General features: G+C 63.2%; 24 protein-coding genes. 6 read left to right on the forward strand and 18 right to left on the reverse strand.

Annotation, left to right across the window (positions count from 1 at the left end):
- The first annotated feature begins 27 nt into the window (after window positions 1-27).
- Window positions 28-345, forward strand: a complete 318-nt coding sequence (locus tag J3P97_RS16810; RefSeq protein ID WP_042610331.1) for an SCP2 sterol-binding domain-containing protein — start codon at window positions 28-30, stop codon at window positions 343-345.
- 150 nt (window positions 346-495) lie between these two features.
- Window positions 496-1,359: a LysR family transcriptional regulator gene (locus J3P97_RS16815; protein ID WP_305501220.1), complete on the forward strand. Its 864-nt coding sequence runs from the start codon at window positions 496-498 to the stop codon at window positions 1,357-1,359.
- 113 nt (window positions 1,360-1,472) lie between these two features.
- Here J3P97_RS16815 and J3P97_RS16820 read toward each other — a convergent pair whose 3' ends face one another.
- On the reverse strand, window positions 1,473-1,706 hold the full coding sequence (locus J3P97_RS16820; protein ID WP_434573399.1) for a YdcH family protein: 234 nt from the start codon (window positions 1,704-1,706) through the stop codon (window positions 1,473-1,475).
- Window positions 1,707-1,923: 217 nt separating this feature from the next.
- On the opposite strand from J3P97_RS16820, the gene J3P97_RS16825 reads away from it, so the two are divergent.
- Entirely contained in the window at window positions 1,924-2,445 is a 522-nt protein-coding gene (locus J3P97_RS16825; RefSeq protein WP_434573397.1) for a DUF4142 domain-containing protein, read from the forward strand.
- A gap of 51 nt (window positions 2,446-2,496) precedes the next feature.
- On the opposite strand, the gene J3P97_RS16830 is transcribed toward J3P97_RS16825, so the two are convergent.
- From J3P97_RS16830 to J3P97_RS16905, 16 genes are all read right to left on the reverse strand, one after another.
- The gene (locus J3P97_RS16830) at window positions 2,497-2,763 is read right to left on the reverse strand and encodes a hypothetical protein (protein WP_434573395.1); all 267 of its coding nucleotides are present in this window, start codon (window positions 2,761-2,763) and stop codon (window positions 2,497-2,499) included.
- A 93-nt stretch (window positions 2,764-2,856) separates the two neighbouring features.
- Window positions 2,857-4,968: an ATP-binding protein gene (locus tag J3P97_RS16835; RefSeq protein WP_434672322.1), complete on the reverse strand. Its 2,112-nt coding sequence runs from the start codon at window positions 4,966-4,968 to the stop codon at window positions 2,857-2,859.
- Between the two features lie 159 nt (window positions 4,969-5,127).
- On the reverse strand, window positions 5,128-8,205 hold the full coding sequence (locus J3P97_RS16840) for an error-prone DNA polymerase (protein ID WP_434672323.1): 3,078 nt from the start codon (window positions 8,203-8,205) through the stop codon (window positions 5,128-5,130).
- On the reverse strand, window positions 8,202-9,623 hold the full coding sequence (locus J3P97_RS16845) for a Y-family DNA polymerase (protein ID WP_434672324.1): 1,422 nt from the start codon (window positions 9,621-9,623) through the stop codon (window positions 8,202-8,204). The genes J3P97_RS16840 and J3P97_RS16845 overlap by 4 nt, the downstream gene beginning before the upstream one ends.
- Window positions 9,624-9,630: 7 nt before the next feature.
- Window positions 9,631-10,254 carry a translesion DNA synthesis-associated protein ImuA gene (gene imuA / locus J3P97_RS16850; RefSeq protein ID WP_434573376.1) on the reverse strand — a complete coding sequence of 208 codons (624 nt, stop codon included), beginning with the start codon at window positions 10,252-10,254 and terminating at the stop codon, window positions 9,631-9,633.
- A complete protein-coding gene (lexA, locus tag J3P97_RS16855) occupies window positions 10,254-10,871 on the reverse strand; it encodes a transcriptional repressor LexA (RefSeq protein WP_305500270.1) in 618 nt (205 codons plus the stop codon). Before lexA ends, imuA begins: the two co-directional genes overlap by 1 nt.
- Window positions 10,872-11,318: 447 nt before the next feature.
- Window positions 11,319-11,540, reverse strand: coding sequence for a hypothetical protein (locus J3P97_RS16860; protein ID WP_434674601.1), 222 nt, complete (start codon window positions 11,538-11,540; stop codon window positions 11,319-11,321).
- A gap of 187 nt (window positions 11,541-11,727) precedes the next feature.
- Window positions 11,728-12,003: a DUF971 domain-containing protein gene (locus tag J3P97_RS16865; RefSeq protein WP_434672325.1), complete on the reverse strand. Its 276-nt coding sequence runs from the start codon at window positions 12,001-12,003 to the stop codon at window positions 11,728-11,730.
- Entirely contained in the window at window positions 12,000-12,962 is a 963-nt protein-coding gene (locus J3P97_RS16870; protein WP_434672326.1) for a HEAT repeat domain-containing protein, read from the reverse strand. Before J3P97_RS16870 ends, J3P97_RS16865 begins: the two co-directional genes overlap by 4 nt.
- The gene (locus J3P97_RS16875) at window positions 12,959-13,807 is read right to left on the reverse strand and encodes an ABC transporter ATP-binding protein (RefSeq protein WP_434601189.1); all 849 of its coding nucleotides are present in this window, start codon (window positions 13,805-13,807) and stop codon (window positions 12,959-12,961) included. The genes J3P97_RS16870 and J3P97_RS16875 overlap by 4 nt, the downstream gene beginning before the upstream one ends.
- On the reverse strand, window positions 13,807-14,607 hold the full coding sequence (locus J3P97_RS16880; protein ID WP_434672327.1) for an ABC transporter permease: 801 nt from the start codon (window positions 14,605-14,607) through the stop codon (window positions 13,807-13,809). Before J3P97_RS16880 ends, J3P97_RS16875 begins: the two co-directional genes overlap by 1 nt.
- 122 nt (window positions 14,608-14,729) lie before the next feature.
- On the reverse strand, window positions 14,730-16,136 hold the full coding sequence (locus tag J3P97_RS16885) for an ABC transporter substrate-binding protein (protein ID WP_434672328.1): 1,407 nt from the start codon (window positions 16,134-16,136) through the stop codon (window positions 14,730-14,732).
- A gap of 217 nt (window positions 16,137-16,353) precedes the next feature.
- A complete protein-coding gene (locus J3P97_RS16890) occupies window positions 16,354-16,599 on the reverse strand; it encodes a 4Fe-4S dicluster domain-containing protein (protein WP_003180418.1) in 246 nt (81 codons plus the stop codon).
- Window positions 16,600-16,623: 24 nt separating this feature from the next.
- Entirely contained in the window at window positions 16,624-18,363 is a 1,740-nt protein-coding gene (locus tag J3P97_RS16895) for a fumarate reductase/succinate dehydrogenase flavoprotein subunit (protein WP_434672329.1), read from the reverse strand.
- Window positions 18,360-19,112, reverse strand: a complete 753-nt coding sequence (locus J3P97_RS16900) for a GntR family transcriptional regulator (protein ID WP_434672330.1) — start codon at window positions 19,110-19,112, stop codon at window positions 18,360-18,362. Before J3P97_RS16900 ends, J3P97_RS16895 begins: the two co-directional genes overlap by 4 nt.
- Before the next feature lie 97 nt (window positions 19,113-19,209).
- Window positions 19,210-20,094 carry a LysR family transcriptional regulator gene (locus J3P97_RS16905; RefSeq protein WP_305500256.1) on the reverse strand — a complete coding sequence of 295 codons (885 nt, stop codon included), beginning with the start codon at window positions 20,092-20,094 and terminating at the stop codon, window positions 19,210-19,212.
- 129 nt (window positions 20,095-20,223) lie between these two features.
- Here J3P97_RS16905 and J3P97_RS16910 point away from each other — a divergent pair, with 129 nt between their 5' ends.
- A complete protein-coding gene (locus J3P97_RS16910; RefSeq protein ID WP_434672331.1) occupies window positions 20,224-21,867 on the forward strand; it encodes a GMC family oxidoreductase in 1,644 nt (547 codons plus the stop codon).
- A gap of 207 nt (window positions 21,868-22,074) precedes the next feature.
- Complete coding sequence (locus J3P97_RS16915; protein ID WP_434601197.1) at window positions 22,075-23,697, forward strand: MFS transporter; 1,623 nt, start codon at window positions 22,075-22,077, stop codon at window positions 23,695-23,697.
- A gap of 63 nt (window positions 23,698-23,760) precedes the next feature.
- Here the strand turns inward: J3P97_RS16915 and J3P97_RS16920 are convergent, their stop codons facing one another.
- Window positions 23,761-24,168 (reverse strand): response regulator, encoded by a 408-nt coding sequence (locus J3P97_RS16920; protein ID WP_305500247.1) that lies wholly within the window; start codon window positions 24,166-24,168, stop codon window positions 23,761-23,763.
- Between the two features lie 241 nt (window positions 24,169-24,409).
- Between J3P97_RS16920 and J3P97_RS16925 the strand changes: the two genes are divergently transcribed.
- Window positions 24,410-26,356, forward strand: coding sequence for a DNA topoisomerase III (locus tag J3P97_RS16925; RefSeq protein ID WP_434672332.1), 1,947 nt, complete (start codon window positions 24,410-24,412; stop codon window positions 26,354-26,356).
- The last annotated feature ends 360 nt before the right edge of the window (window positions 26,357-26,716 follow it).

Below are 26,716 nucleotides of genomic sequence, written 5' to 3' on the forward strand. Positions count from 1 at the left end.
TGTACCACTCAAATAAGGATCGAAACAATGACCTCCGTAGCCGACGCCGTAAAAGCCATGCAAGCCAAGTTCAACCCAGCCGCCGCTGCCGGCCTGGACCTGGTATTTGGTTTCAATATCACTGACGAAGACAAGCAGTACGCCCTGATCGTCAAGGATGGCACTTGCGATATCCAGGAAGGCGAGAACCCCGACGCAAACTGCACACTGGTCCTGGACAGCGAAACCCTCAAAGGCATCGTCAGCGGCGAAACCGACGGCATGCAAGCGTTCATGGGCGGCAAGCTGCGCGTTGAAGGCGACATGATGCTGTCGATGAAGCTGTCCGAGCTGTTCCCTTCCTGAGATCGGGTCGCGCCCTGGCTGTAACCAGATCCCGCCCTTGTGGTGGGATTTTTGTTTTTCGCGAGCAGGCTCGCTCCCACAGGGATGTGGATGGTATCGGATAGCTGGGCCAGCTCTTACAATGCCCGCTCCACCCGCTTCGGCCCGACCATGGACATCGACCTCGCCCGTACCTTCCTGGAAATCGTCCGCCACGGCAGCCTCGCCGCTGCGGCGCAAAAACTGCACGTCACCCAGACGGCGATAACCGCCCGGGTCCAGAAGCTCGAAAGCCAGCTCGGCTGCGCGCTGTTCGTGCGTAACCGTGCCGGTGCGCGACTGACCGCCGATGGCGAAGCCTTCGTGGTCTACGCCAACCAGCTCGTACAGACGTGGGAGGCCGCCCGCCGGGACCTGCCGTTGCCCGAGGGTTATCGCAACGTCTTGCATCTCGGTGGCGAGGTCAGCTTGTGCAATCCCCTGATGCTTGCCTGGGCGGGGGAGCTGCGACAGAAAATCCCCGGCCATGCCCTGCGCATGGACATCCGCGACGGTGAAAAACTCTTGCAGCAACTGGAGCTGGGTCTGCTGGATGCGGCGGTGGTCTATCAGCCCGAGTACTGGCCGCGATTGCAGGTGGAGCAGTTGCTGGAGGAAAAACTCATCCTGGTGCGCCTGGCCGCTCGCCCCGAGCCCTACGTGTACATCGACTGGAGCGCGGACTTCCGGCGCCAGCACGACACGGCGCTTCCGGACAAGGCCAAGGCCGCCGTGACCTTCAATCTTGGTCCACTGGCGCTGCAATATATTCTGGAAAACGGCGGTAGCGGCTACTTCCGCACCCGGGTCGTGCAGAGCTACCTGGACAGCGGCATTCTGGAGCGGGTGCCCAAGGCGCCGGAGTTCAACTACCCGACCTACCTGGTGTATTCCAGGGACCGCGATTCGGCGGCATTGCAGCAGGCGTTCGAGGTGCTGCGGGGGATCGTCAAGGCTGGCAGTGACTGGTCCCAGCGTTGGGATCCGCTGGGCTGAGAGATCAGGATGGGGCCGCTTCGCGGCCCAGCGGGAGCAAGCTCCCTCGCCACACAAGCGCTTACTGTCAGAAGGCCCTTTGCAGAACAAAGGGCCCGTACAACCTGGTTGGACTACGCCCGCATCAATTCGGCGATCTTGTCCTTGGTCTGCAAGCGTTCTTTCTTGAGTGTCTCCAAAGCAGGATCGGACAGCGTGACGGGCGGCTTCTCGGCATTCACGACCTCGGCGTCGATTCGCGCATACTTCTTGAGCAATTCGTCGAGCGTCGGATCCTCGCTACGCTTCTGCTGGATGTGGTCTTTTGTGCAATCAAGATCCTGGCAAAGATCATGGGACACCGGCATGGAGCACCTCCTTTAGTTGGTTCGGTGGCGAGTGCTTTTCATGGCACTGCCTGTCACCAGCATGGCCTTGCCGGTCGGCTTCTGTCGACCGCCAATCCGACCAGCGGCGACCGTTCGTCGTGCCGCGCCGCGCTCCGATCAAACCTTCGGCCCCTTCCCGCTCTCCATTGAACAGTGACCACAAGAACACTCGTACAACCTGTGTGGAGACTTACCTATGGACAGATTTACCCTGCGTCAACTCGGCCTGGCAGTTGCCTTGAGTACCAGCATGGGCATGGCATGGGCCGCGACGTCCAACGACTTTGTCGATAACGCGGCGGCCAATGGCATAGCGGAAATCGAAACCAGCAAACTGGCGCTGCAAAAAAGCCAATCGGCGGACATCAAGGAGTTCGCCAACAAGATGATCACCGACCACACCAAAGCCAACGAAGAGCTGAAGGCGCTGGCGCAAAAACACGACATCGAAGTACCGGATGACACCACGCTGATGAAAAAGGCCAAGGCCAAGATTCTCGATGTGCGTGACGAGTCCTTCGATCCAGCCTTCGCCAACAACCAGGTGATGGCCCATGAAGAAACCATCGCCCTGTTCAAGAAGGAAGCCGAGACCGTCACCGACGACAAGAAGCCCGGCAATACCGAACTCAAGGCGTTTGCCCAGAAAATGCTGCCCGACCTGCAGCATCACCTGGAAATGGCCAAGAAGCTCCAGGCCGCGCATCCTAGTAAATAACTTAAAGCAATGTATGAAAAAGCCCGACTCTCGAGTCGGGCTTTTTGTTGGCTAGCTGTCGGCGGTATCGATGTCGGCGTCGGTCTTGTCGCCGGGGCCAGGTCGATCCGGCTCTGGCTTGAAGCCAGGGCTGTAGGTGTTGTCGTTGTCCTGGTGATGTTGTTTCTGATCGACCTCGCTGGCAGCGCTGTGAGCCTGGTGCGTTCCAGCCGGACCGGCGGGCGGGTTGCCCGGCGCTTGGGGATCGACGGCCGGATCGTTACGCGAAGACTGGGTCTGCGTCTGGCCTTGTTGCTGGGTATTTGCAGGATCGCTCATTGGACACCTCGTTCATGACAGGGCCGGTTCAATCGACGGCCTTGGTTATTCGAAGGTGGCAAGGCGGCTGGGTTCCATTCTTTTGCAGCATGCTCAGCCGCCCAGTACCGACCTGACCATCCGGGTCAGCGCATCCGGGCTATAGGGTTTGCTCAGCAGATGGGTGTCAGGACTCAACTGATGATTGCGCGAGATGATGTCGCGGGTGTGCCCTGACGTGAACAACACCGGCACCGGCGGGGACTGGACCTTGGCCCAGGCGGCCAGGTCGGAGCTCTTGATCAGCCCGGGCATGACCACGTCGGTGAAGATCAGGTCGACCGAGATGCCCTCCAGTAACAGTTTCATGGCCTCGTCGCCATTCGCTGCGGTCAGGGTCCGATAACCCGACAGCTCGAGCAATTCCACCGAGGCACTGCGCACGTCATCGTTGTCCTCGACCACCAGGACGGTTTCCTGCAAGCCCGACTGATGCGTGCGGTGGTGCGTCTGCTCCTCCGACTCGGGCCTATGGCTGCGCGGGAAGTACATGTGCACCTGGGTGCCTTCTCCCGGATGGCTGGAAATCTCGATATGGCCGCCGCTCTGCTTGACGAACCCGAACACCATGCTCAACCCGAGTCCGGTACCGTGGCCGTCGGTCTTGGTGGTGAAGAACGGCTCGAAAACCTGCTTGAGGACTTCAGGCGCCATGCCCGCGCCACAATCGGTCACCGATAGCCGTACGTAATCGCCAGCCGCAACACCTTTACCGGCGCATGATGACTCATCCAGTGCGATATTCTCGCCAATCAGGCAGATAGTCCCTTCGCCGCCCATGGCATCGCGGGCGTTGATCGCCAGGTTCAACAGGGCATTTTCCAATTGGTTGCGGTCGACATGGATGCACCAAGGCTCATCCGGCAACGCCACCTCGATCCGGATGGTTTCCCCCAGTGCCCGTTGCAATAATTCGCCCAGGCCATCGTAGATGCGCCGTGGGTTGTAGACGGCCGGGGACAAGGGCTGGCGCCGGGCAAAAGCCAATAGTTGCGATGACAGCTTGGCGCCTCGCTCCACGGCTTCGATGGACGCCCCGACCCGCCGTTGCACGTTGGGATTGTCGGGTTCGTGGCGAGCCAGCAAATGCAGGTTTCCACCGATCACCTGGAGCAGATTGTTGAAGTCGTGGGCCACGCCCCCCGTAAGCCCGCCGATGGCCTCAAGCTTTTGCGATTGGCGCAACTGTTCTTCAGCCGCCAGCCGCGCCTGTACTTCATCGGCGACCCGTTGTTCCAGATCGCGGGTGAACTTCAGCAACGACGCTTCGGCAGTCTTGCGCTCATTGATGTCGATCAGCACACCGGGAAAACGCAGGGGCTTGCCCAACGCATCGAACTCGCAGCGGCCGCTGGCCAGCACCCAGAGGTATTCGCCCTCACCACGGCGCACACGGTATTCAGCGCTGTAGGGCGCGCCCGTGCGCACCGTCAGGTCGACGCGTTGCTCCACGTCGGCAAGATCATCCGGATGGATGCGCTGGCGAGCGATCTCGATGGGCAGTGCATCCAGCGAACATTCGGGCGGATAGCCGAACGTACGGGCGAAACGCTCGTCGCCGGACAGTGTGTCGGCCGGGATATCCCAGACAAACGAGCCCAGCAACGGCCCGGCCGAAAGGGCCAACTGAATACGCTCGTTGACCGCACGGTAGCTGCGTTCCGCCTCTTGTCGGGCCCGCTCGCTGAGCACCAGTTCGGTGGTTTCCACGACGATCGCCAGGACGCCAGCCGGCGAATGATCATCGTCGGGCACCGGGCTGTAGTAGAGGTCCATCCAGACGTCTTCGGGCTTGCCGTCGCGCAGCAATACCAGTTCCTTGCTGCGGTAGGACAAGGTGCCGCCAGCCAGGCACACGTCGAGTACATGGCGATTGAAATCAGCGACTTCCGGCCAACCCAGCTCCACCGCGCGCCCCAACAGGTACGGGTGACGGCCGCCGGCAAACTCGGCATAGGCATCGTTATAAATCATGAAGCCCTGGCGGCCCCACAACATGACCATCGGCAAGGGCGAAGCCAGCATCAACTGGACAGCGCTGCGCAGGCTGGCGGACCAGTGCTCGATCGCGCCCAGATCGGTGCGACTCCAATCGTAGGCCCGGATACGTCGGGCCATCTCACCGTCCCAACCGGGACACCCGTTACTCTGGGATAAGAACTTCATGGAACGACTCTCACCTCAAACTACCAGCAGGGAAGCGGCATACCACAAGTCCCTTGTGCTAGTGCTTCGAGCGCGGGGTTGGCAATTGGTTCATGCAGAAGCCTCTGCGCCGGTCCTGTCTGGTCCGGGGGACAGGGTGAACACTAAGGGTATGGGTGTTCAGCGGAAATCGCGGCTGCGCACATTGATGCCCGCCAGCAATCCAGTCAGGTCGCTCAGACGCCCGGCGATCAGGTGCCGAACCTCGCCGACACTCTCCCAGCGCCCGTCCACTCGAAGCAATTGCGAACCCACCAGGACCTTGCGTTGACGCTCGGCCAGGTCGCGCCAGACCACCACGTTGAGATTGCCGAATTCATCTTCCAGGGTGACGAAGGTCACGCCACTGGCCGTGCCCGGGCGCTGGCGGCCGGTGACCAGCCCGGCGACGCTGACGTTGCGACCGTGTTCCACCGCTTGCAATTCCCGCGAACTGCGGCAGCGCCGGGCGCGCAATTCGGGACGCAACAAGGCCAGCGGATGCGGCCCCAGCGTGGTGCCCAACGTGGCGTAGTCGGCGAACAGGTTCTCCCCCACCGTGGGCGTCGGCAAGACCACGGGCGGTTCCTCCTCGCTGGGCAAACCGGCGAACAGGCCCAGTTGTTTTTGCACCCCGGCGATTTCCCAGCGGGCACGGTGACGATCGCCGGCCATACCGCGCAACGCGCCGGCGTCGGCCAGTTGTTCCATGGCCCGGGCATCGAGTCGAGCCCGTTCGGCAAGGTCCGCCACATCGCTGAAAGGCCGCTGTCTGCGAGCCGTCTCGATACGGCGGGCATCGTCTTCGCGAAAGCCCTTGATCAGGCGCAAGCCCATGCGGATCGCCGGTTGCCGGCCCTCCAGGGGTTCGAGGCTGGATTCCCAGTCGCTGGCGCGCACGTCCGTCGCACGGATCTGCAACTGATGCCGGCGGGCATCCTGGAGGATCTGGTCCGGGCTATAGAAACCCATGGGCCAACTGTTGATCAGGGCGCAGGCGAACGCCGCCGGTTCGTGGCATTTGAGCCAACTGCTGGCGTAGGTCAGCAAGGCGAAACTGGCGGCATGGGATTCCGGAAAGCCGTAGTTGCCGAAGCCCTTGATCTGCTCGAAGATCTGCGCGGCGAACTCGGGCGTGTAGCCGTTGTTCTTCATACCTTCCGCCAGGCGCTCGCGATGCGGCTCAAGGCCGCCGTGACGTTTCCACGCAGCCATCGAGCGACGCAACTGGTCCGCCTCGCCGGGCGTGTAGTCCGCCGCGACGATAGCGATCTGCATTACCTGTTCCTGGAACAACGGAATGCCCAAGGTGCGACCCAGCACTTTTTTCAGTTTTTCCGAAGGATAAGTGACGGGCTCTTCGCCATTTCGTCGCCGTAGATACGGATGCACCATGCCGCCCTGGATCGGTCCCGGCCGTACGATCGCCACCTCGATCACCAGGTCGTAATACTCCTTGGGCTTGAGCCGGGGCAACATCGCCATCTGCGCCCGGGATTCGATCTGGAACACGCCAATGGTGTCGGCGCGGCTGATCATCTCGAACGTCGCCCGATCGTCCTTGGGCAATGACGCCAATGTATGCCGCACACCCCGGTAATGCGCGATCAGGTCGAAACAGCGGCGGATCGCGCTGAGCATGCCCAGGGCGAGAATGTCCACCTTGAGCAACCCGACCGCATCAAGGTCGTCCTTGTCCCACTGGATGATGGTGCGCTCGGCCATCGCGGCGTTTTCCACCGGCACCAGGGTGTCCAGCGGTTGCTGGGAAATCACGAAACCGCCGGGGTGTTGGGACAGGTGCCGGGGGAAGCCGATCAGTTGCCGGGTCAGGCTCAGCACCCGGCGCAACACCGGGCTGTCCGGGTCGAAACCACCTTCGCGCAAGCGGTCCAGGGGCGGCGCTTCATCGCTCCAGCGCCCGCAGCAATCGGCCAGCGCATTGACCTGGTCCGGCGGCAGGCCCAAGGCCTTGGCCACATCGCGCACCGCCCCGGCGCCGTGGTAACTGCTGACCACCGCCGTCAACGCCGCGCGATGCCGGCCGTAACGCTGGAACACATACTGCAAGACTTCTTCGCGGCGCTCGTGTTCGAAATCGACATCGATGTCCGGCGGCTCATTGCGCTCGCGGGACAGGAAGCGTTCGAACAACACGTCCGTCCGGCTCGGATCGATTTCGGTAATGCCCAGGGCGTAGCACACCGCCGAGTTGGCCGCCGAGCCTCGACCCTGGCAGAGAATGTGGCGGCTGCGGGCGAAACTGACGATGTCCTGCACGGTGAGGAAGTAGCTGTCGTAGCCCAGTTCGGCGATCAGCTTCAATTCCTTGTCGATCTGCACGCGCACCTTGTCTGTCACGCCGTTCTCCCAACGCTCGCGCAGGCCGCGCTCGGTCAATTCCCGCAGCCAGGACGCCGGATCGTGACCCTCGGGCACCAGCTCGCGGGGGTATTCGTAGCGCAACTGGCTGAGGTCGAACGTACAACGCCGGGCGATTTCCAGGGTTTCATCGAGCAAGGCACGCGGGTAGAGATCGGCCAGGGCCTGCAAGCTGCGCAGATGGCGTTCGCCGTTGGGGTGCAGGCGCTGGCCGGCCTCGGCCACGGTGACGTGGTGACGGATGGCGGTCATGGTGTCTTGCAAGGCACGCCGACCACGCACATGCATGTGCACATCCCCCGTGGCGACGGCGGGAAGGCCCAGGTGTCCGGCCAACGCGAGCAAGTCCGCCAGCCGCTGGCGATCGTCCTGGCCGCAATGCAACTGCACGGCCAGCCATAGTCGCCTGTTGAAAACCTGTTGGAGCCAGCGCCCCTGCTCCTCGGGCGCCTTGCCTTCGGGGATCCACAGCGCCAGCAAACCCGGCAGAGGTCCGTCGAAGTCTTCCCGGACGATGCGATAACAGCCTTTCTCGCTGCGCCGCCGGGCGCGGGTGATCAGCCGGCACAAGGTCTGGTAGCCCTCGAGGTTTTCCACCAGCAGCACCAGTTTCGGGCCGTCCTCGACCTGGATTTCGCTGCCGACGATCAGTTGCAGTCCAAGCTCCCTGGCCGCCTGCCAGGCCCGGACGATCCCGGCCAGGGTGCATTCATCGGTAATCGCCAGGGCCGCATAACCCTGCTCCTTGGCGCGGCGACACAATTCCAGGGCGCTGGAGGCGCCGCGCTGGAAACTGAAGTTCGACAGGCAATGCAGCTCGGCGTATTCGATGCTCATGCGAACCAGCCCTGGAGCCACAACGGCCCGCCCTCGCCCACCGGTCGGTAGGCCCAGCCGCGTTGCCCGGCGCGGGTTTCGATCAGGTAGTAATCGCGGCGCACGTCGGCTCCGTCCCACCAGCCGGACTCGATGCGCTCCGGCCCCATGAGGATTCGCGCCTGGCCCTCGGGCAACGCCTGGGGCTCGCCGAGCAGCCAGCCGGGACGCTGGACTTCCTCGCGCAGCGGGCATGCCTGTTGCCGCGGCTGGGGAGTCATCTGCCAGGCGCACTCAGGTCGATGATCGTCACCGAATCCCAGCCCCAGCACGGCGTCATCCCCCAGGCGCGCCCGCAGCCGTTCGCGCAGTTGTTCCCAGGGCAAGGACTGTTGAGGACGCTCGTCGAACAACTCCAGGCGCTGGGGCACGAAGCTCGGCAGGTTGTCGGCACACAAGCGAAAGCCGCGCACTGGCGCCTCGACCTGTACCTGTTCAAGACGACCACGGGCCAGTTCGAACAGCATCGAAGGCTCTCGCTCGGCGCTGAGCAGGCCGACCTTGATCACCGTGTCCGGCAGACCGGCGTGTTCCAGATGCAAGTCGAAACGCTGCACACCGCTGTCGCGCCCACACAGGAAAGCCGACAGGTCACCGGTCAACCGGCGCAGCGGAAACAGCAGTGCCTGATGGGACTGCACGTCGTAATTGAGTTCGATGCGCACATCAAAACGGTCCGGAGGCAGGTAGAACGACAGCGCCAGGGTACGACTGCCCGTCAGCGCGTCGAGGTGCTTGAGCACATCGGCCTCGAAGCGCCGCGCCAGGGTGTGCCGAGGCAAGGCCCGGATCTGATCCAGGCGGCGCAGGCCCATGCGCGACAGTGCCGTGGCGACGTCGGCGGCCAGGCCGATGCGGTCCACCGGCATTTGCCCCAGGTACGCTTGCAAGGTTTCGCCATCGGGCACCACCAAGGCGTCATGGGCATTGGCCAACATCCGCGCCGCCACGGGGTTGGGGGCGGCGACGATGCGATGACGGAAGCCCAGTTCAGTCAGCTCGGCCCGCAACCGAGCCTCGAACACCGGCCAGGGCCCGAACAGCCCCAGGCTCGATTCGATCTCGAACAGCACCGTGCGCGGGTAATGCACGCTGACCTGGGAACTGAAGCGGTAGGCCCAGGCCGCCAGGAATTGTTGCCAGTGCTCGATCTGCGCCGCGTCGTATTCGGCCGTGGCGAACCCTTTGCTCAGGGCCTGGGCAGCGGTCATGGTCTGGCCGGGCCGCAAGCCCAGGGCGCGCGCCGGCTCATTGACCGCTTGCAACATTCGGCGCTGGGCCGGACCGGTCAACAGCGCCAGGGGCTCGTCGGGATCGGGGCGCTGGCGCAGCGCGGCGTCCAGCGCCAATTGCGGGAAAAGGATACAGACCCAGCGCATTGCAACCTCAATGCCCCGTGTGCGTGGTGAACGCAATCGGCGCCGAACGGGCCAGTCCACCCCGGGACTTGAGCACCCGCAATTGTGCCGGGCGGGCATCGATGGCGATGCGCAAGGCCGCCGGGGATGGGTTGATCGCTTCCTGGATCGAGCGCCAGGCGAACGCCAGGGTCTGGCCGGTTTCCGCCGCGACCTGCAAGCGACGCAGAGCCCGGTCATCCGCCTGGCGCGGCCAGCACAGCACCGCGCCGCAACTGCCCGAACGCAGGCATTGTTCGGTGGCCCACAAGGCATCCCGTGGGTCGGCCTGGATGATCGACAACTGGCGCAGGTCCACCCCGGCATTTCGCCAGGCCTGGGGATAGGGCACGAACGGCGGCGCCACCAGCACGATGCGTTCCCCCGCCGCCGACAGCCGCGCCAGGGTCGGCCACACCAGTTGCAACTCGCCCACGCCCGGCGCACCGATGAGGATTTCCGTCAACGCCGCGTCCGGCCAGCCACCACTGGGCAATGCCGCGTCCAACGCTGCATGACCGGTGGGCTGCGGGCTGGCGGCCGGCGGCGCAGGCCGGCCCCTCCAGACCTGGCCGCCATTGAACAGCGTGTCCAGCGCAACGACGGCGCCCATCAGCCTTGTCTCACCAGGCCACAGAACACGCCTTCGATCGCCAGGTCCTGGTCGGCTTCGACGATGATCGGCTGGTAGGCCGGGTTGCGTGGCAACAGGCGCACGCGCTCGCCGACTCGCTCGAAGCGCTTGATGGTCACTTCACCGTCCAGGCGTGCCACGACGATCTGCCCGTTGGCGGCCTGGGGCGTACGTTGTACACCGACCAGATCGCCATCGAGGATACCGTCCTCGATCATCGAATCGCCCTGGACCCGCAACAGGTAATCCGGCGCCTTGGTGAAAATCGCCGGGTCCAGCAACAAGCGGCTGTGGACTTCGGCATCGGCGCCAATCGGCAGGCCGGCGGCCACCCGACCCAACACCGGCACGTCCAGCAGCTCGGGGCGCGGCGGCTGGTTCAACAGCCGGATGCCTCGGGCCTGGTGCGGATTGACTTCGATGAAACCGGCTTCGGTCAACGCCAGCACATGCTTGCGCGCCACGCTGCGGGAGGCAAAACCGAACGCCTCGCTGATTTCAGCGAGGCTGGGAGGCTGGCCCTGCTCGGCGATGCGTTCGCGGATGAAGGTCAGAATGGCGGTACGGCGGGGAGTGAGAGTCGTCATGGAGTACATTTGTACTCCTGTCGGTTTTGCCTGACAAGCGCCGCCAGTCAGTTCATGGGATGGCTGATGGGCCTGATTTTGGTGGGTTCTGCATTTCCCTGTGGGAGCGAGCCTGCTCGCGAAGGCGGTGGGTCAGATTGCATGGATGTTTGAAGGTGAACACCTTTCACAAGGAAATACTCTTTCCCCAAGAAAAGGATAAACCCGTGGCGAGGGAGCTTGCTCCCGCTCGGCTGCGCAGCAGTCGTAAAAAACCTGCTGTTGTCCGGATGAATCCTGCTGAATGGTTTTGGGGCTGCTGCGCAGCCCAGCGGGAGCAAGCTCCCTCGCCACGGGGTTCATCGTCGTCTTTAAATGACAACATTCTTCCTAGGAGGAATTTTTGCGAGGGCTTCAGCACATTCAACATCCATGCAAGCTGACCCACCGCCTTCGCGAGCAGGCTCGCTCCCACAGTTAGATCGGGGTATAGCTGAAGAGATATGCCGCCTCGCTTTTGATCTTGATCTTGATCTTGATCTTGATCTTGATCTTGATCTGGGGCGCCCCGTTAACCACGCTGGCCGAACGCAGGCATTGCGCAGTGGGCACCTCGGCATGGATGCCGAGGTAGCCGCGCTGGGCCAGGGACGGCCCTTCGCGGCGGCCCCACGGAGCAATGCCGGAGTGAGGGCACACCGAGCCTAAGCGAGGTGCCGAGTGGTGGGGCAGAGCGTTTTTGGTTACTTTTGGCGCTCTTCCAAAAGTGACCCGCTGTAAGAGCGGAACCATACGCGGCCGTTACCAAAAAAAATGGAATATGTACCCAATCAGACCGTCTTCGCGAGCAGGCTCGCTCCCACAAAAAATCTGCGGACAGTTGGATTCAACTAAAACCCGCCAGATAAGCCCAGGGGAAAATCCCCCGCTCGTGCCCATCACTGAACACCAGCTGAACCCCATACCCCTGGGCATTGACCTCAACCACCCGCACCCGGGCATCGACCTGAACCGTCAGCCCTTGCAGGCGAAACGCCCGGCATTGGGAGCATGGGCATTGCCTGCGTAGCTCGACATGGTCCAGCCGTTGCTCGCGACCATCGGGCCAACTCAGCCGCAACTGGCCCTTGTCCCGGGAATTGCCGATCGTCAACGGACTCATTGCAACTGGCCCAAGGCGATGCGAACGGCCTTGCGCACTTCAGGGTCGCCATCGTCCCGGGCTGCCTGCAAGGCGGGGATCGCTCCCGGATTGTTCAACTCGCCCAACGCCAACGCCGCTTCCTTGCGCAGATTGCTGATTCGATGGCCCAGGGTTTCGATCAGTGCCGGCAACGCCTGGACATAACGCAAGCGGCCAAGACTGCGGGTGGCGCGCAGGCGCACTTGCCAGTAATCATCATCCAGGGCATCGATCAGGGCCGGGCCGGCGTCGGCGTGACCCACTTTGCCCAGCGTGGTGGCGGCCTCTTCACGCACCGTCCAGGCCGGGTCGCGCAAGGCCTGGCGCAGCGCCGGCAAGACTTGCGCATCCGCAGCCAGGCCCAGGGCGCCGGTGGCCGCGCGGCGCACTTCGCTGTCCGGATCGGCGCTGGCGAGCCGGGCCAGGGCCGGCAGAGCCTCAAGCTGCTTGAGCCAGCCCAGCACGCCAACCGCCTCGCGACGCACGCCGGCATCGGCGTCGACCAGGGCCGCGATCGCAGCCGGTGCGGCAGCGCCCAGGCGCAACTCGCGCAAGGCCCGGAACGCAGCGATGCGCACGCGGGCATCTGCGTGGGTGGTCCAAGGCAATATCACCTCCCCCGCCGCCTCGCCCTTGAGCAGGCTCAGGCTCTGGGCAGCCGCGGCCTGCACGGTCGGGGAGGGATCGGTCAGGGCCTGGCACAGGGCCGCGACCACCGGTGCGTCCTCCCAGGCTTCGAGCAAGCGCGCGGCTTCGGCCCGCACCTCGGCGCTGGGATCCCGGGCCAGACGGTCGACGAGCCACAGCAGGCCTTCGGGTTCCTCCAGGTCAGCCAGTTCGATCAGGGCGATGCGGCGCACCCCCGCGTCGTCGTCCGTCAGGCGTGGTTGCAGGGCAAGAATGTCATCGTTGTCGGTGTTTTCGAATAGAGAAGTCATAGGGCAAATCGCGGCAAGGAGGTTTCAGGAGGAAGCCCGAGGGGATTGAGGCGCGGCAATTGCCGGCCGTCTTCATGGCGCAGCAGCTCGAGGCAATGGCGTTTCAATCGGGAAAACTCAGGGCGGGTGACCAGGTCGGTGGTTCGTGGCCGGGGGAAATCAAGGCGCAGGTCCTCGATGATCCGGCCCGGGCGCGGGCTCATCACCAGCAAGCGATCAGCAAGGAACAACGCCTCGTCGATGTCGTGGGTGACGAAGACAACGGTGGTGCGGATGCGCGTCCAGATGTCCAGCAGCAGCTCCTGCATGTTCAACCGGGTCAATGCATCCAGCGCGCCGAAGGGTTCGTCCATCAGCAACAAACGCGGGCGGTTGACCAGCACCCGGGCGATCTCCACCCGTTGCTGCATGCCGCCGGACAGTTGGTCCGGCCAGTGTCCGGCGAAACCTTCCAGGCCCACCAGGGCAAGGATTTCATCGGCAGCCCGGTATCGTTCAAGCTTGCCCTGGCCGCGCATCTTCAAGCCGAAAGCGACGTTGTCGCGCACACTGCGCCACGGAAACAGGGTGTGCTGCTGGAACACCATGCCGCGCTGGGGCGACGGCCCGGCCACCGGCAGCGCATCGACATTCAGCGTGCCGGCACTGGGTCGCAGGTGCCCGGCGAGCGCGCCGAGCAACGTCGATTTGCCGCAGCCGGACGGCCCGAGGATGCAGACGAACTGGCCGGCCTCGATCTGGCAATCCAGCCCCTGCACTGCTTCGAAAGCCTGGGCGCCCTGGCCCAGGACAATGGATAACTGGCGGATATCGATCCGCCCTTCAGGGGTTTGCATCGCGCTCATCAGGCTTTTCCTCGGGGTCGGTGCCAAGGCGTGAACAGCCCGCCCAGGCGCTTGATCAACAAACTGCTGCCCATGCCCAGCACGCCGATCAGCAACATACCGACGACGATGTCGGGGTAGTTCTGCACGGTGTATGACGCCCAGGTGTAGTAGCCGATGCCGTACTGGCCGGCGATCATTTCCGCCGTCACCAGGCAGAACCAGGACGTCCCCATGCCGATGGCGAGGCCGGTGATGATGCTCGGCGCCGCGCCCGGCAGGATCACCTCCAGCAGGATTGCCCGGCGCCCTGCCCCCAGGCTTTTCGCCGATGCGACCAGTCGCCGGTCCACTCCTTCGACGCCGTGCACGGTGTTGAGCAGGATCGGGAACAGCGCACCGGTGAAGGTGATGAACACCATCGACAGTTCCGACGAGGGAAACATCAGGATCGCCAGCGGGATCCAGGCCACCGCCGGAATCGGCCGCAGCACTTCCAGCGGTGGCAGCAACAGGTCCTCGGCCCACCGGGAACGGCCAATGGCCAGGCCCAGCGCCACGCCCACCAGCAACGCCGCGCCATACCCGGCGAAGACCCGCCCCAGGCTGCTGCCCAAGTGCCGAACGAGATTGCCCGACTCGCCCAGGCCGAGCGCGGCCTCGATCACTGCCAGCGGGGCCGGGACGTTGGCGAAGGTCACCAGGCCGAGGTCCCAATGGCCGTTGGCGGCGAGCTGCCAGAACAGCAGGCAGAGCAACAAGGAAGCGGCTCGCAGGAGCCAGCGTTTGGGTGATGGATGCACTGATTTCCCCTCAGTCATGGAGATCCCTTGTGGGAGCGAGCCTGCTCGCGAAAGCGCTGTATCAATCAAATCAATTTCAGCTGATCTGACGCCTTCGCGAGCAGGCTCGCTCCCACAGGTTTGCTTTCGGTCGAGTCAGGTCAGCGGGCGGCGACTGCCTGGGTGGTAGCTTCGGTAAAATCGAGGACCTTGCCGCCCTCGGCCGTGGCAAATTGCTCAGCCTGCCCTTTCAACAGGAACGCGCTGAGTTGGCCCTTGGCATCGCTGGCGAACCACGCCTGCTCGGCCAGCAGCTTGATCCCGCTGTCGCTGGCCTGGGCGTAGACGGCGCGGATGCCCTTGCCTTCCTGTTTGAGATTCGCCAGCGCGGTGAAGGCCGATTGCGCCGAGGCGTAATGACGCACTGTCGGCTCGCCGCGTACCCAGATCTGCGCCACATGGCGGGGATCGGTAATGGGCTGGCCGGTCAAGGCATCGGGGTTGCCAAGGGGCGTCTGGGCGTAGTTGCCCAGTTGCGCGGCGTAATCCAGGCTCGATGCCTTGAACGCGGCGCGGATGTACTGATCGTCGATGAAGGTGTTGAGGTCCAGGCCGCGATCAGCCTTCTTCAGCAATTTGAGGGTGTCGATCGCGGTGCCGACGGCTTGCCGGTATTCGGGTTTCCAGGTCAGGTCGCGGGTCTGTACGCCCAGCGGCCCGTGGAACAGGTAATTGACCTCGGCATCCACCCCGGTGACCTTGGCGATCAGCTCGCTGTATTTCTCAGGCTCAGCGGCCAGCAATTGATTGGCCTCGATGGTCGCGCGCAAATAAGCGACGACGATTTCCGGGTACTTTCTGGCATAGGCCTGATCCACCAGCGCGCCGTGGAAAGTCGGCGTCCTGGCCTGGGCACCGTCGTAGATCTTGCGGGCGAAACCGCGGCTGGGGAACAGTTCGGCGAACGGTACAAAATCGGCGTGGGCATCGATCTTGCCAGCTTGCAGCGCCGAGCCGGCGACCTCCGGCGGCTGGGCGATGATGTTCACGTCCTTGAGCGGATCCCAGCCCTGGGCCGCGACGGCTCGCAGCAACATGCCATGGGCGGTGGAAGCAAACGGTACGGAAATCGTCTTGCCCTTGAGCTCGGCGAGGGACTGCACGCTCGAGGCGCTGGGCACGACAATGCCGTTGCCGCTGCCCTGGGTGCTGCCCGACAGCACGCTGATGAACAGGCTGTGCTTGCCGGCGGTCTCGAACGCCACGCCGTTGAACGCCCCAGGGAAGTCGGCCATGGCGCCGAAGTCGAGTTTGCCGGCGACCATCTCGTTGGTCAGCGGCGCGCCGCTGGTGAAATTTTTCCACTGGATGTCGTACTCGGCGTCCTTGTACGCGCCGTCGTGGGGCAGGTATTTGTCCAGCAGGCCGAGCTCGCGGATCAACAACCCGCCGGCGGCGCAGTTGATGGTGGTGTCCTGGGTACCGATGGCAATGCGGATGGTTTCTGCCTGGGCAGGCAAGGTCAATGAAGCCAGTACCAGACCGGCCAGCGCTGCACGCAATAACATGGGTGTGTCCCCTCGAATCATTGATTGGATGTTCGTCTCCGCCACGATCAGGGCGCGGTGGGAAACGAGGGGTGTTCTGGTTTTAGCGTCCGGAGTGGCCGGATGGCTTTTTTGGGGGCTGTGGTGGCCTCTTCGCGAGCAGGCTCGCTCCCACATCGGACCGAGTCGCCGCTGAAAAACTGTGGGAGCGAGCCTGCTCGCGAAGGCGTCTACTCAGTCACCGCAGCAAATAAGGAATCTCCACTTTCACCGCTCCTGTGGGGCAGTCCTTTTCACAGGGCATGCAATACCAGCATTCATCGAACGCCATGTAGGCCTTCTGGGTGGCCGGGTTGATCGCCAACAGGTCCATCGGGCAGACATCAACGCAGACCGTGCAGCCCTTGTGGGCGATGCATTTGTCCTCGTCCACGGTGACGGGGGCATTGGAGCGGAAGAAGATTTCCTGGGGTTGATAGGCCATGGGCGTTCTCTCTGGGTATAGGGCTCACGCCGCGTCGGCACCGAGCCGAAGCCGGTCGTAGGCCTGCAGTTCGTCGGCATCGAGGGCGATGATGTAGGGCTCGACGGCTTTCTTGAACGAGGTCATCGCGCCGTCCTCGCCTTTCTTCAAATGGCAATGGCAGAACCAGTCGCTGTCGTTGCGTTGCGGATGATCGACCCGGTAGTGGTACAACCCCCAACGGCTTTCGGCGCGAAACAGCGAGGCGCGGGCGGCCATCTCGGCGCAATCGCGGATCACGCTGACTTCCATGGCGCGCATCAATTCGTGGGCGTTGTGGGCCTTGAGCTGATCAAGGTCGCGCTGAATATCGCTGAAGCGTTGCAGGCCGATCTGCATTTTTTTGCTGACCTTCGGCGGTTGCAGGTAATCGTTGACGAAGCGGCGCAGCTTGTATTCCACCTGGGCCGGCGGCAGGCCATGCGCACGGTCGAGCGGCGCGTAGACGCGGTTTTTTTCCTGCTCGATCTGCTGAGTATCCAGTGCCGAAAAATCCTTGTCAGCGATAAAGTCCGCCGCGTTTTGGCCGGCAAACCAGCCGTAGGTGAACGCGCCGAGCATGTAGTTGTGCGGCACTGCCGCCATGTCGCCCGCCGAGTACAAACCCTTGACCGAGGTCTCGGCCCGCTCGTTGACCCACACTCCAGAGGCCGAATGACCGCTGCAGAAGCCGATCTCGGAAATGTGCATCTCCACCATCTGCGTGCGGTAATCGGTGCCCCGGTTGGCGTGGAACTGCCCGCGACTGGGGCGCTCGTTGCTGTGCAGGATTTCCTCGATGTTCTGGATGGTTTCCTCGGCCAGGTGATCGAGCTTGAGGAACACCGGACCGTTGCCGCCTTCGAGCTCCTGGTGGAACTCCCACATCATCTGCCCGCTCCAGTAGTCGCATTCGATAAAGCGCTCGCCCTTGTTGTTGGCGGTGTAGCCGCCCAGCGGGCCGGTGACGTAGGCGCACGCCGGGCCGTTGTAATCCTTGATCAACGGGTTGATCTGGAAGCACTCCAGGTTCGCCAGCTCGGCCCCGGCGTGATAGGCCATCGCATAACCGTCGCCGGCATTGGTCGGGTTCTCATAGGTGCCCATCAGGTAGCCGGAGGCCGGCAACCCCAGGCGCCCCGCCGCGCCGCAGCAGAGGATGACGGCCTTGGCCTTGATCACATGGAAGTCGGCGGTGCGGCAGTCAAAACCCATCACACCGTTCACCGCGCCCTCCCCATCGGTCAGCAACCGGGTGCAGACCAGCCGGTTGGTGATGCTGACTCGCGCCCGTTTCAACTGGCGATAGAGGACTTTCTTGATGTCGTGACCTTCCGGCATCGGCAGCACATAAGCGCCCATGTGGTGAACCTTTTTCACCGCGTAATCGCCGGTTTCGTCCTTCTCGAACTTCACGCCCCAGCGGTCCAGTTGCTCGATCGTCTCGAAGCTGTGGGTGGCGTAGGCGTACACCGCCGCCTGGTTGACGATGCCGTCGTTGGCGATGGTGATTTCCTTGGTGTACTGCTCGGGCGTCGAATGGCCCGGGATAATCGCGTTGTTGAGCCCGTCCATGCCCATGCTGATGGCGCCGCTGCGCTTGACGTTGGCCTTGTCCACCAGCAACACCCGCAGGTCGCGGTTGCGTTCCTTCGCCTTGATCGCCGCCATGGGGCCGGCGGTGCCGCCGCCGATGACGACGATGTCGTATTCCTGTTCGAGGATATTCCTGGAGCTCTGGGTCATGCCTGCGTCCCTTTTTGCCGGTCGATCCGCAAGCGATACTGGAAGGCATCGCCACGGTAGTAGAGGTATTCGAAGTCCAGCGGCTGGCCGCCGGCGTCATGGGTCAGCCGTTCGATGCGCATGACCGGCGAGCCAGGCTCGACGTCGAGTGCCTGGCACAAGTCGCTGTCGGCCAGCACCGCATCGATGGCAAGGTCGGCGTGACCGAGGGCCAGGCCACAATCGTTTTCCAGGATCAGAAAGATGTCGCGGGTCACCAGGTCGGCTTTTTCCAGACGCTCGCCGAGGGCCTTGGGCAGGTAGGTGATTTCCAGGGAAACCGGCTCGCGGTTGATCAGCCGCACCCGCTTGATCTGCGTTACCACGTCGCCTTCCGCCAGTTTCAGTCGCTCGGCCACCGACTTGTCCGCCGGGATGAACTTGAAACTGCGCAGGCGGTTGATCACCTCGTAGCCGCGACCGGTCATGGACTCGGCCAGGCCCTGCAGTGTGCTGACGTTCTGGAAGGTCTTGGGCTTGGCGACGAACGTGCCTTTGCCGTGGATCTTGAAAATCAGCCCTTCCTTTTGCAGATCGCCCAAAGCCTGGCGCACGGTGATGCGACTGACGCGAAACAGCGTACCGAGCTCGCTTTCCGAGGGCATCTGGCCGCCTTGGGGGTATTCACCGTCAAGAATGCGCGCGCGCAGCACGTCGCGCAGTTGGGTGTGCAGCGGCACGCTGCTGAGGGAAAGAAGGTTGTCGGGCATGGGTCGCAAGTCACTTGTCATAACGAGTTATGACGTGATCTTAGGGAAAGCACTCGATGCTTGAGAAATACCGTTTGGACATAACCTTAGAGCAGGGTCAGGGCAACAGCAGCCCTTGCTCGCGCTCGCACAACTGCACCACGTAATCCCACAACACCCGCAACCGGACGGACTTGTGCAGCTCGCGGCGAGTGCTGATCCAATAGCTACGGCGGATGGTTTCGTCCGGCAGCAGCGGCACCAGCGTCGGATCGCTGCTGGCCATGTAGCACGGCAGCACGGCGATCCCCAAGCCCGAGCGCGCAGCCTGTTGCTGGGCAATGACGCTGGTGCTGTGGAACACCACGCGAGGGTTTCGGCAAAAGCTGTTGAGGAACATCAGCTCCTGGCTGAACAGCAGGTCATCGACGTAGCCGATCCAGGCATGGCGGGCCAGATCCTCGCGACTGCGTAACGGTGGCGAACGGTCCAGGTAAGCCTGGCTGGCATAAAGCGCCAGGCTGTAGTCGGTGAGCTTGCGGGTCACCAGCAGGTCGGCCGCCGGGCGTTCGAGGTGAATGCTGATTTCCGCCTCGCGGTTGAGGATGCTGACAAACCGCGGCACGGCCACCAGTTCCACTTCAAGCCCCGGATAGCGCTGGAACAAGCCGTCCATGCGACTGGCGAGGAACATGATGCCCAGCCCTTCCGTCACGCCGAGGCGGATCTTGCCGAGGGGCGCGCTGGATTGGGTGATGTCTTCCTGGGCCAGCAACGCGACGTTCTCCATGGCCTCGGCATGCTTGAGCAGCGCTTCTCCGGCCGGAGTCAATTCATACCCTTGGGCGTGCTGGACAAACAACGCAGTGCCGAGGCTTTTCTCGATCGCTTCGATGTGACGCGCCACCGTGGCATGGGTGGTGTTGAGCCGTCGCGCGGCCGTCAGCAGGCGGCCGCTGCGTTGCAGTTCGAGGAAGTAGCGCAGGTCATTCCAGTCGAACATGAGCCATCCTTGAATCGCCTGAAGTCATGACTGTTCATAAACGCACAGCCGCTGCGCAAAAACTAACATTCTTTTGACGAAAACTAACAACTAGGATGAGTCCCACAAGAACAAAAAATGAGGTCGCGAATGCAACCTGTCGTCGATGAATACGATTACGTAATCGTGGGCGCCGGCCCTGCCGGCTGCCTGCTGGCGAACCGGCTTTCGGCCAATCCGCAACACCGGGTGCTGTTGCTCGAAGCCGGCGGGCGGGACAATTATCCGTGGATCCACATCCCGGTCGGCTACCTGTTCTGCATCGGTAACCCACGCACCGACTGGTGCTTCAAGACCGAAGCGCAACCCGGCCTGCAAGGGCGCGCCTTGAGTTATCCGCGCGGCAAGGTGTTGGGCGGCTGTTCGTCCATCAACGGCATGATCTACATGCGTGGCCAGGCGGCGGACTACGACGGCTGGGCCGCCGAAGGCAATGTCGGCTGGGGCTGGAAGGATGTGTTGCCGCTGTTCCGGCAGAGCGAAAATCACTTCGCGGGGGATTCCGAGCTTCACGGCGCAGCCGGGGAATGGCGAGTCGAACGCCAGCGCCTGTCATGGTCGATTCTCGATGCCTTCCGCACCGCCGCCGAACAGAGCGGCATCCCCAGCGTCGAGGATTTCAACGGTGGCGACAATGAAGGTTGCGGCTACTTCCAGGTCAACCAGAAAGCCGGGGTGCGCTGGAACGCAGCCAAGGCCTTCCTCAAACCGATTGGCAATCGCCCCAACCTGACGGTGCTGACCGACGTCGAGGTTGATCGGGTGTTGCTGTGTGACAACCGCGCCGACGCCGTCAGCGCCCGCTGGCAGGGCAAGAACATGAGCTTCAGGGCGCGCAAGGAAATCGTCCTGTGCGCCGGCGCCGTCGGCTCGCCGGGCATCTTGCAGCGCTCCGGGATCGGCCCGCGCAACCTGTTGCAGCGTCTGGGCATCGGCGTTGTGCATGAACTGCCCGGCGTCGGTGGCAACTTGCAGGACCACTTGCAACTGCGGCTGATCTACCAGCTGGAAAACGCCCGCACCCTGAACCAGATCGCCGGCACCCTGTGGGGCAAGATGGGCATGGGCCTGCGTTACCTGTACGACCGCAGTGGCCCGCTGTCCATGGCCCCCAGCCAACTCGGCGCGTTCGCCCGTTCAGGACCGGAACAGGCCTCGGCCAACCTCGAATACCACGTACAACCGTTGTCCCTGGAACGTTTCGGCGAACCGCTGCACAGCTTCCCGGCGTTCACCGCGTCGGTGTGTGACCTGCGCCCGATGAGCCGTGGTCGCGTGGACATCCGCTCGGCGGATCCTCATGAGGCGCCGTCGATCCAACCCAATTACCTGAGCCATCCCGAGGACCTGCGGGTCGCTGCCGACGCCATCCGCCTGACCCGCAGAATTGTCGCCGCGCCGGCCCTGAGCGCCTTCAAACCGGTGGAATACCTGCCAGGCCCGAGCCTGCAGACCGAGGAAGAACTGCATCAGGCCGCCGCCCGCATCGGCACGACGATTTTTCATCCGGTGGGCACCTGTCGCATGGGCCAGGACGGCGAGGCGGTGGTGGATGCGCAGCTGCGCGTCCACGGCATCAAGGGCCTGCGCATCGCCGACGCCTCGATCATGCCGCGCATCACCTCCGGCAACACCTGCTCGCCGACGCTGATGATCGCCGAGAAGGCCGCGCGGATGATGCTTGAGCCGGCCACCGTGGGCGCTACGCTGCAGAAGGAGCCCGCCACGGTCTGAAATCGCCAAGTCTCTCTGTGGGAGCGAGCCTGCTCGCGAAGGCGTTATGTCAGTTGAACAATATTGACTGATACACCGCCTTCGCGAGCAGGCTCGCTCCCACAGGTTGAAAGGAGTGTGATCCAAGGAAGTGTGTCAAATCAGGAGACGCCCCAACCCGGCGTCGACAGTGGAACAACAAAAACAATCACTGTGAGGGATACCGCTATGTCTGAACATGTTCAGCCCCTGGAAGCCACGCGCAGCGCAGGCACCAGTCAGGAAACCCAGAAAGTCATCTTCGCCTCGTCCCTGGGGACGGTGTTCGAGTGGTACGACTTTTTCCTCTACGGCGCCCTCGCGGCGGTGATCAGCAAGCAATTCTTCGCCGGGGTGAACGACACCACGGCGTTCATTTTCGCCCTGATGGCTTTCGCCGCCGGTTTCATCGTGCGGCCCTTCGGGGCGCTGGTGTTTGGTCGGCTGGGGGACATGATCGGGCGCAAGTACACGTTCCTGGCAACCATCGTGCTCATGGGCCTGGCGACCTTCTGCGTCGGCCTGCTACCCAACTACGCGAGCATCGGCATCGCCGCGCCGATCATCCTGGTAGTATTGCGCATGCTCCAGGGTCTGGCCCTGGGCGGTGAATACGGCGGCGCGGCGACCTATGTGGCCGAGCATGCACCGATGGGCAAGCGCGGCTTTCATACCAGCTGGATTCAGTCCACCGCGACACTGGGCCTGTTGCTCTCGCTGCTGGTGGTGCTCGGTTGCCGTTACTTCACCGGTGACCAGTTCGAAGTCTGGGGCTGGCGCATTCCGTTCCTGCTGTCGATCCTGCTGCTGGGCATCTCCACCTGGATCCGCCTGAGCCTGCACGAGTCGCCGGCCTTCCTGAAGATGAAAGAAGAAGGCAAGTGCTGCAAAGCGCCGATCCGCGAGTCCTTCGGCAAATGGGAAAACCTGAAGGTGGTGCTGATCGCCCTGTTCAGCATCAATGCCGGGCAAGCGGTGACCTTCTACGCCGCGCAATTCTACGTGCTGTTCTTCCTCACCCAGTTTCTCAAGATGGACCCGGCCCTTGCCAATAGCCTGCTGATTGTCAGCGTGGTGATCGGCGCGCCGTTCTTCATCTTCTTCGGCTGGCTGTCGGACAAGGTCGGGCGCAAACCGGTGCTGATGATCGGCCTGCTGCTGGCGACGGCGTTGTACTTTCCGATCTTCAAGACGCTCGCCCATTACGCCAACCCGGCCATCGACTTGGCGAGCCGCCAGGCGCCGATCACCGTCGTCGCCGACCCGGCCACCTGCACCTTCCAGTTCGACCCGGTGGGCAAGGCGCGTTTCGACAGCCCTTGCGACAAGGTCAAGACCTTCCTGGTCAAGCAAGGCCTGCCCTACACCAGCGTCGCGGCACCGGCCGGCAGCACCGTGCAGGTCAGCGTCGGCGACGTGAAACTTGAAGGCTACGACGAAGCCGCCCTGCGCGGCGCGGTGACCCTGGCGGGCTACCCGCAACAAGCCGATGCCCAGCAGATCAACCGGCCGATGATCGTCGCCCTGATCGTGGCGCTGATCATCATTTCGGCGATGTGCTACGGCCCGTTGGCGGCGCTGATGGTCGAACTGTTCCCGACCCGCATTCGCTATACGTCGATGTCCCTTCCGTACCACATCGGCAACGGCTGGTTCGGCGGTTTCCTGCCAACCGTGTCGTTCGCCCTGGTGGTCTACACCGGGGATATTTTCTACGGCCTGTGGTACCCGGTGGTGATCACCGGCGTGAGCCTGGTGGTGGGGATGATCTGCCTGCGGGAAACTCGCAACGTGGACCTCGATACCAACTGAGCACCCATTGGACCCTTTGTGCCGAGGGGGTCTATCCCCTCGCCACAGGTGCTGTGGTCACTTTCAGTGTACCGAGTGGCTCTTGACCGTGCTCTCCACCAGATCGAGCATCTGTCCCAGCGCCCACGGCTTGGCGATGAACGAGGCCTGGTGCTTGATCCCCGCGCTTTCCGGCGTCTCGAAGCCCGACATGATCAGCAGCGGTATCTGTGGCCAGCGGTCCCCGGTCAGGTTGGCCAGGTCCGCTCCGTCCATCGCCCCGGGCATGGTGATATCGGTCAGCAGCAGGTCCACATAGTCGGCGCTCTCCTCCAGGAACGTCAGCGCCGAATCTGCGCTTTCCCGAGGCTCGACGACAAACCCTTCCTCTTCCAGGATTTCGCACAGAAACTCCAGGATGGTCGGATCATCCTCAACGACGAGAATCAAACGTGTGGTCGCCTGTCCGTTGCCCTTCGGCATCGAATTCATGAAAGTGACTCTCCTTGATTCCATTAGCTTGCTTTGCGGTTTCAGCCGCTCTGCAAGTTATGAGCGACGCCCTTGCGAGAAATTCATTCTGCTTGTGCAGACAACCGCCGGGCGTTGCGCCAAACGGCCCGTTGCAACGCAGCGCAACGTTTTATCTGTATATCCATACAGATAAAGCTTGCCGCGACGCCGATCCCTGACCATGCTAGCGCCCCATGAAACCTGCTTAGGAAGAGGCGTTATGCGGCTGTACCTGTGTGAAAAACCGTCCCAGGCCAAGGATATCGCCGCGGTACTGGGCGCCACGCGACGCGGCGACGGCTGCTGGCTGGGCGCGAACGTCACGGTCACCTGGTGCATCGGTCACCTCCTGGAGACGGCCCCGCCCGACGCCTACGATGCCCGCTACAAGCGCTGGGTGCTGGCCGACCTGCCTATCGTGCCGGCGCAATGGAAGATGACCGTCAAACCGAAGACCGCCAGCCAGTACAAAGCGGTCAAGCGCCTACTGGGCGAGGCAACCGAACTGATCATCGCCACCGACGCCGACCGCGAGGGCGAAATGATCGCCCGCGAGCTGGTCGAGCATTGCCGCTATCGTGGGCCCATCCAGCGCCTGTGGCTGTCGGCGCTGGACGAAGCATCGATCCGCAAGGCCCTGGCCGCCCTCAAGCCCGGAGCGGAAACCTTCAACCTCTACCACTCGGCCCTGGGCCGCTCTCGGGCCGACTGGCTGATCGGCATGAACATGAGTCGCCTGTTCACGCTCCTTGGGCGTCAGTCCGGCTATCAGGGCGTGCTGCCGGTAGGCCGTGTGCAGACACCGACTTTGCGGCTGGTGGTAGACCGCGACCGTAGCATTGCCGATTTCGTCCCGGTCGCCTACTGGGCCATCGACGTGCGACTGAGCCACGTCGGCACGGCCTTCACCGCCCAGTGGCGCGCCGATCCGGATGCCTGCGACGACCAGGAGCGCTGCCTGAACCAGGCCCTCGCCCGCGATGCGGCACAAGCCATGGGTAATGCCGCTACCGCCAGGGTGATCAAGGTCCGCACCGAACGGCTGCGTGAGGCCGCGCCGCTGCCGTTCGACCTGGGCACGCTGCAGGAGGTCTGCTCGAAGAAGCTCGGCCTTGGCGCCCAGGAAACCCTGGACATTGCCCAGTCGCTCTACGAAACCTACAAGCTCATCACCTATCCGCGCAGCGATTGCGGTTTCCTGCCCTTGAGCCAGCACGGCGAAGCACCCGCCATTCTCGCCGCCCTCGCCCAGGCCGACCCGGGCCTTGCGCCGCTGCGCGAGCACCTGCAACCGCAACGCAGATCCCGCGCCTGGAACGACGCCAAGGTCAGCGCGCACCACGGCATCATTCCCACGGCCGCGGCGAAGAACGTCGACAAGCTCGCCGGCAAGCAACGGGCCGTCTATACGCTGATTCGCGCGCGGTATCTGGCGCAATTCCTGCCCAACCATGAATACGACCGGACCCAGGCCGACTTCGATTGTGCCGGCCAGGCCCTGCGGGCCGTCGGCAAGCAGATCATCGACCCCGGCTGGAAACGCGCCCTGCCCGAAGCACTGGCGCCCGCACGCGGCCGCGAAGCCCCCGCGCCACAAACCCTGCCGCCGCTGGCCGAAGGCCGCGATTGCAATGTGGACGAGGTGATCCCCAAGGATCTGTGGACCCAGCCGCCCAAGCCGTTTACCGAGGGCGACCTGATCAAGGCGATGAAAAATGTCGCCAAGCTGGTGGAGGACCCGCTGCTCAAGCAGAAGCTCAAGGACACCACCGGCATCGGCACCGAAGCAACCCGAGCCTCGATCATCCAAGGTCTGCTCGATCGTGGTTACCTGGTAAAAAACGGCAAGGCCCTGTCCTCCACTCCAGCGGCGTTCAGCCTGATCGACGCGGTGCCTCGGGCGATCGCCGACCCCGGCACCACCGCCATCTGGGAACAGGCCCTGGACATGGTGCAGAGCGGTGAGATGAGCCTGGAAGAATTCGTCACGCGACAAGCCGCTTGGATGAGCAAGCACGTCGCCCGCTGCCAAGGCATGAGCCTGACCATCAACGGCCCGGCCAGCCCCGCCGGACGTGGCGCGGCGCCGTGGAAGAAAAAACGCAAACCAGCCAAGCGCAAGGCTGACGGCGCACCGCGCAAAGCGGCCAAGGCCAAGGCCACCTGAACCCACTGAGTCCCTTCGTGGCGAGGGAGCCTGCTCCCGCTGGGCTGCGTAGCAGCCCCAAGGAACCACACGCGCTATTCCTGATATATCGCATGTGCCTTTTTGAGGGCCGCTTCGCACCCCAGCGGGAGCAAGCTCCCTCGCCACGGCAAACCAATCGCAGCCGGTTTTTCATACCCAAACCATTTTGTCCGACAATATGTAGTGACCAAAAATAATCACTACAAAACCGTTGACGCCTCCGATTTGCCCTTGCATGATGCAGACGTCTCCCCGATCGGGAGTACGGTAAATGTTTGAGCAAGCTCGTCTGACCGCCGAGCTGTTTTTTTGATAAGGGACTGCCCACAAGGCAGATTG

The sequence above is a fragment of the Pseudomonas sp. R1-15 genome (assembly GCF_051132085.1).
GTDB lineage: Bacteria > Pseudomonadota > Gammaproteobacteria > Pseudomonadales > Pseudomonadaceae > Aquipseudomonas.